Annotated in this window: 3 protein-coding genes and 1 pseudogene; 3 read left to right on the top strand and 1 reads right to left on the bottom strand. The window is 63.4% G+C overall.

All coding sequences use genetic code 11. The features are described from left to right. Window positions 1-269: pseudogene (locus tag K3F48_RS05785) on the top strand (IS4 family transposase); the annotation flags it as partial. 358 nt (window positions 270-627) lie between these two features. Here K3F48_RS05785 and K3F48_RS05780 read toward each other — a convergent pair. Then, the gene (locus K3F48_RS05780; protein WP_222574468.1) at window positions 628-1293 is read right to left on the bottom strand and encodes a hypothetical protein; all 666 of its coding nucleotides are present in this window, start codon (window positions 1291-1293) and stop codon (window positions 628-630) included. 542 nt (window positions 1294-1835) lie between these two features. Between K3F48_RS05780 and K3F48_RS05775 the strand changes: the two genes are divergently transcribed. Together K3F48_RS05775 and K3F48_RS05770 are read left to right on the top strand one after the other, a co-directional pair. Then, window positions 1836-5465, top strand: a complete 3630-nt coding sequence (locus tag K3F48_RS05775) for a vitamin B12-dependent ribonucleotide reductase (protein ID WP_222574467.1) — start codon at window positions 1836-1838, stop codon at window positions 5463-5465. 175 nt (window positions 5466-5640) lie between these two features. Next, window positions 5641-6141: an ImmA/IrrE family metallo-endopeptidase gene (locus tag K3F48_RS05770; protein ID WP_222574466.1), complete on the top strand. Its 501-nt coding sequence runs from the start codon at window positions 5641-5643 to the stop codon at window positions 6139-6141. Window positions 6142-6151 lie beyond the last annotated feature (10 nt).

Raw genomic sequence — 6151 nt, 5'->3', positions numbered from 1 at the left:
TTCGCTTGATGAAGCAGACGCTTCGCATCAAGCGGCTGGTGGGCCGCTCGCAGAACGCGGTGCGCATCCAGCTCGCGACCGCGCTCATCGCGCATTTGCTGCTGCGCCTCGTGCAAAGCATCGAAAAGAATAGCCGCGGATTCCTCGACCTCGCAAGACTCGTGAAAGCCAACCTCATGCATCGCAAGAGCGTCGTCGACATGCGCGCGCCGACGCCGAATAACAAGCCGGACCCACGCCAATACGAGATAATACTATGCCTATCTTGAACCGGACAGCCGTGGGCTCGTCCCGGCCATCCACGCCGCAACGCCGAGGTTTCTCGCAATTTCAGACGCGACGTCGCCGTTGCGGCGACCGGTTCCGCGCCTTGCCACGAAATGCGAAATCCGCAGATCCTAGGCGCTTTTCCCAGATGTCTCCGCGGCTTGGCGTGGATGGCCGGGACGAGCCCGGCCATGACGGCTTCCTGCGCTCACCTCGACAGCGCGACCGAATGGCCTGCGTCATCCGAATTGAAGGCCGGAAGCCCTCGCTTCGCGTCGCGAAGCGAGGGAGGGCTGGGGGGCGCAGACATGTTTCATTTTCAGTGACGCAGATCAGCTGACGGTGTGGATGGCGCCCCCCTCACCGCACGGCGAGACGCTCGCCTGTCTCGGCGCGGGCGGCGGCGGTCTTCGCGTTCTCGCGCTTCGGCGCGGCTTTCTGGAAATCTCCCTCGAAGCCGCCGTGGAAGACCCGCGACAGCTCCGAGACGATCAGCGATTTCACATCGGCGCCGTCCTCGGTCAGCTCCATCTGATAGCAGCCGAGCGCCCGCCCGAAATCGGGCGTCTCGCGCTTCCCGGCGAGATCGGCGCGCGGGACGATGGCGACCAGCGCCCTTTCGGCGAGCCCGTGATCGACGGCCGAGAAATAGCGCATGTTGGCGGTGGAGCGCTCGAACTCGCAATGCACATAGAGATCGCCTTGCGCCTTCCGGTCGAGCTCGGGCAGGTGCAGCAGACGATCCACCTCCCGCGGGCCGAGATCGGCGGCGAGCCGCGTCAGCTTCGATTGGACCTCCAGGCCGAGCTGCTTGACCTGCAGATCCGAATTGATCTTGAACGCCTGATCGCCGAGCGCGATCTTCACATCGCCGACTTCCACCGTCTGGACGCGGCTGAGCAGCATCGCCACGACGTCCGGATTGGCGCAGGCGAAGACGCCGGCAGAGGCGACCGCCGCGAGGAGAGTGAGCGGAAAGGTGGCGTTGCGGGCCGTGGAGAAGAGGCTTTGGGGAGAATCGGTCATCGTCGCCATTCCTTTTTTCAATATCGATTGCGTCGCCAGAAGTGGTCTCGACATTTGCAGCATGCGCCGCTCGCACGCCGACGGCCGTGCGCGAGCGCACATGGTGAACGAGAGGTGAATGGCGCCCGATTCGGGGCGCAGGCCGAATCTCCCGGCGGCGTCGAGCCCCGTGGCCGAGCCCACGTCCGCTTCTCCCCATAATCCACTGGATTTTGCAACATATTGTCTGATTGTTAATTAGGCACACTATATGTTGTTAGCGTCTTGACGTCCTTCACAGAGTGACGCACTCTCGGCGGGTCAATCAATGACACAGCGGCGGTTTATCGACGTGGCCGGCATTCACGCCCCTCGCGGGGGGCGTTCGGCTGCTCGATCGCCTTCGCTGCGGCCCGTCGCGCAGGCGCTCCCCCGCTCGCGACCGGCCGGCGTGCCTGCGTTTCCTCAGAACGTAGAGTTCCACCCCATCATCCAAACGGCGCGGCCGCTATTGCGCGGCCGAGCGCGCGGCTGCGCGCGCCCATCCCGAGGACTTCGAGACGATGAAGATCGAGCGACGCTACACGAGAGCCGGACAGTCGCCCTATGCGGACATCGAATTTCGCGCCGCGCGCAGCGAGATTCGCAATCCCGACGGCTCGGTGGTGTTCCAGCTCGACGATATCGACGCGCCCGCCGATTGGAGCCAGGTGGCGATCGACGTGCTGGCGCAGAAATATTTCCGCAAGGCCGGCGTGCCGGCGAAGCTGAAGCGCGTCGAGGAGCATGAGGTCCCGAGCTTCCTGTGGCGCTCGGCGCCCGATTCGGAGGCGCTCGCGGCCCTGCCCAAGGATCAGCGCAACAGCTCCGAGACCTCGGCGCGGCAGGTGTTCGACCGGCTCGCCGGGGCCTGGGCCTATTGGGGCTGGAAGGGCGGCTATTTCGACACGGAGGAGGACGCCTCCGCCTTTCAGGACGAATTGCGCTACATGCTGGCGCGCCAGATGGCCGCGCCCAACTCGCCGCAATGGTTCAACACCGGCCTCCATTGGGCCTATGGCATCGACGGGCCCAGCCAGGGCCATTTCTATGTCGATTTTCACACCGGCAAGCTGACCAAGTCCAAGACCGCTTACGAGCATCCGCAGCCGCACGCCTGCTTCATCCAGTCGGTCGAGGACGATCTCGTCAACGATGGCGGCATCATGGATCTGTGGGTGCGCGAGGCGCGGCTGTTCAAATATGGCTCCGGCACCGGCTCCAATTTCTCGCGGCTGCGCGGCGAGAAGGAGAAGCTCTCGGGCGGCGGCTCCTCCTCCGGCCTCATGTCCTTCCTGAAGATCGGCGACCGCGCCGCCGGCGCCATCAAATCCGGCGGCACCACACGACGCGCGGCCAAGATGGTGGTGGTCGACGTCGACCATCCCGATATCGAAGCCTTCATCGAATGGAAGGTGAAGGAGGAGGAGAAGGTCGCCTCGCTCGTCGCCGGCTCCAAGATCGTGAAGAAGCATCTCAAGGCGGTGATGCGCGCCTGCGTCAATTGCGAGGGGCCGGCGTTCGACTGCTTCGACCCCGAGAAGAATCCGGCGCTGAAGCGCGAGATCCGCGCCGCGCGCCGCGCCGAGGTTCCGGAGAACTCCATCAAGCGCGTCATTCAATTCGCGCGTCAGGGCTATAAGGACATTTCCTTCGACACCTATGACACGGATTGGGACAGCGAGGCCTATCTCACCGTCTCCGGCCAGAACTCCAACAACACCGTGCGCGTCTCCGACGAGTTTTTGAAGGCGGTGGAGAGCGACGGCGATTGGAGCCTGACGCGCCGCCTCGACGGCAAGGTGTCGAAGACGCTGAAGGCGCGCGAATTGTGGGAGAAGATCGGCTACGCCGCCTGGGCCTCGGCCGATCCGGGCATTCAGTTCCACACGACGATCAACGACTGGCACACCTGCCCGGCAGGCGGCCCCATTCGTGCGTCGAACCCGTGCTCGGAATATATGTTTTTGGACGACACCGCCTGCAATCTCGCCTCGCTGAACCTGCTGCAGTTCCGCGACGGCGAGACCAAGCGCATCGATGTCGATTCCTATGAGCACGCCGCGCGGCTGTGGACCATCGTGCTGGAAATTTCCGTGCTGATGGCGCAGTTCCCCTCGCGCGAGATCGCGCAGCTCTCTTACGACTATCGCACGCTCGGCCTCGGCTACGCCAATGTCGGCGGCCTCCTGATGTCCTGCGGCATCGCTTATGACAGCGACGCCGGCCGCGCGCTCTGCGGCGCGCTGTCGGCGATCATGACCGGCGTCGCCTATCGCACATCCGCGGAAATGGCCAAGGAGCGCGGCGCCTTCGACTGCTTCGCGCAAAATCGCGAGGCCATGCTGCGCGTCATCCGCAATCATCGCCGCGCCGCGCATGGACAGCGCGCCGGCTATGAAGCGCTGTCGACGGCGCCCGTGCCGCTCGATCACGCCGCCTGCCCCGAGCAGGCGCTCATCGGCCGCGCCATGCGCGCCTGGGACGAGGCGCTGTCGCTCGGCGAGCAATATGGCTATCGCAATGCGCAAGTGTCCGTCGTCGCGCCGACCGGCACCATCGGCCTCGTGATGGATTGCGACACCACCGGCATCGAGCCCGATTTCGCGCTGGTGAAATTCAAGAAGCTCGCCGGCGGCGGCTATCTGAAGATCGTCAACCGCGCCGTGCCGGAGGCGCTGCGCGCGCTCGGCTATCGCGAGGCGCAGATCGCCGAGATCGAGGCCTATGCCGTCGGCCATGCGTCGCTGTCCAACGCGCCGGCGATCAACACGACGTCGCTGCGCGCGCGCGGCTTCACCGAGGAGAAGATCGAGACGGTGGAGAAGGCCCTGCTCGCCGCCTTCGACATCAAATTCGTGTTCAACAAATGGACGCTCGGTCCCGACTTCCTCGTCTCGGCGCTGAAGGTTCCGGCGAGCTCGCTGGAGGATGCGAGCTTCGACCTGCTGACGCATCTCGGATTTTCTCGCCAGGAGATCGAGGCGGCCAATATCCACATCTGCGGCGCCATGACGCTCGAAGGCGCGCCGCATCTTTCCCCCGAGCATTATCCGGTGTTCGACTGCGCCAATCCGTGCGGACGGCTCGGCAAGCGCTATCTCTCGGTGGAGAGCCACATTCGCATGATGGCGGCGGCGCAGCCCTTCATCTCGGGTGCGATCTCCAAGACCATCAACATGCCCAATGACGCCTCGATCGAGGATTGCGAGGCGGCCTATCTGCTCTCCTGGCGCCTCGCGCTGAAGGCCAATGCGCTGTATCGCGACGGCTCCAAGCTGTCGCAGCCGCTCTCGACTCATCTCGTCGCGGACGCCGAGGACGAGGCCGAGGAGATCGCCGACGAGATCGTCGCCGCCAATGCGCCCGCGCGCGCGGCGGCGGTGGCCGAGCGCATCGTCGAGCGCGTCGTGCATCATGTGGTGCGCGAGCGTGAAAAACTGCCCGATCGCCGCAAGGGCTATACGCAGAAGGCCGCCGTCGGCGGGCACAAGGTGTATCTGCGCACGGGCGAATACGCCGACGGGCGCCTCGGAGAAATCTTCGTCGACATGCACAAGGAGGGCGCCGCCTTCCGCAGCCTGATGAATAATTTCGCCATCGCCATCTCGCTCGGCCTGCAATATGGCGTGCCGCTCGAGGAATATGTCGACGCCTTCACCTTCACCCGCTTCGAGCCGGCGGGGCCGGTGCAGGGCAATGACGCGATCAAGAACGCGACCTCGATCATCGACTATGTGTTCCGCGAACTGGCCGTCTCCTATCTCGGCCGCAACGATCTCGCCCATGTGTCGCCGGACGACATCGGCCATGACGTGCTCGGCAAGGGCGAGCATGAGGGCAAGGCGCCGGAGAATGCGTCGTCGGTCGTATCGAAGGGCCTTTTGCGCTCGAAGACCGATCGGCTGATGCTGGTGCGCGGCGGCGCGACGGCGCTGCGCGAGAGCGCGCCGGCCGAGGAAGCGGAGCCGCTGTCGCAGCTCGGCTGGACCGCGCCGACCAAGCATGTGGACAGCGCCGCGGAGAAGCGCGCCGAAGCGCGGATGAAGGGCTATGTCGGCGAGGCCTGTCCGGAATGCGCGAATTTCACGCTGGTGCGCAATGGGACGTGCCTGAAGTGCGAGACCTGTGGGGCGACCACGGGGTGCTCGTGAGAAGATCGGGTTGAGGCCTTCCTTTATGGCGACGGATTGCAAAGTTAGGTATCGGCGTTACGAAACAGTCGCTGACGAAGCTCACAAGCTTCGTCAGTGGCTCGGGATCGACGCTTATTCCAAATTCGATATTACGAGGCAGGTAGAATTCCTTGTTGGGAGAACGATCGGAAAGTTGGGCGTCCTTCATCTCGATATCTTTAAGCACGAAGAGCCCGATCTCGCTTGGGTGTCCTACAAACCCCGATTGACGCTCCACGTTCATCACGAAATTTGGCAAGACGCGCGGCTTGGTGAGCCAAAGTCGCGGTTCATTCTGGCCCATGAACTCGGCCACATTTTTCTGCATGGTTACTTCCGCCAAGCTTTTTCTGATGACGAAACAATGCATCTAAGGGCATGGCCGGAAGAGGAGCGCGCTGAACCCCAAGCGAATTGGTTCGCAGAGCAATTCATAGCACCTGACCACCTAGCCCGCTCATGCAAGAGCACGACGGATTTGTGCCTCAAATTCGACTTTCCCGAAGATTACGCCGATCATAGAATGACGCGGCTGAAGGATTGTCGTATCGTTCATGTCGGAACAGCTTGTCAAAGCTGCGCGAATTTTTCACTGGTGCAGCATGGGTCAAGGCTGACGTGCGAAATTTGCGGAGTGACGATGGAGTGTTTGTGACGCTCCACTT

This window comes from Methylosinus sp. Sm6, assembly GCF_019802345.1.
Lineage (GTDB): Bacteria > Pseudomonadota > Alphaproteobacteria > Rhizobiales > Beijerinckiaceae > Methylosinus.
This window is presented reverse-complemented; position numbering and strand designations above follow the sequence as displayed.

Coding starts and splice junctions, on each gene's coding strand:
- K3F48_RS05780 (WP_222574468.1), bottom strand. CDS start 1,293: ATGACCGATTCTCCCCAAAGCCTCTTCTCCACGGCCCGCAACGCCACC.
- K3F48_RS05775 (WP_222574467.1), top strand. CDS start 1,836: ATGAAGATCGAGCGACGCTACACGAGAGCCGGACAGTCGCCCTATGCG.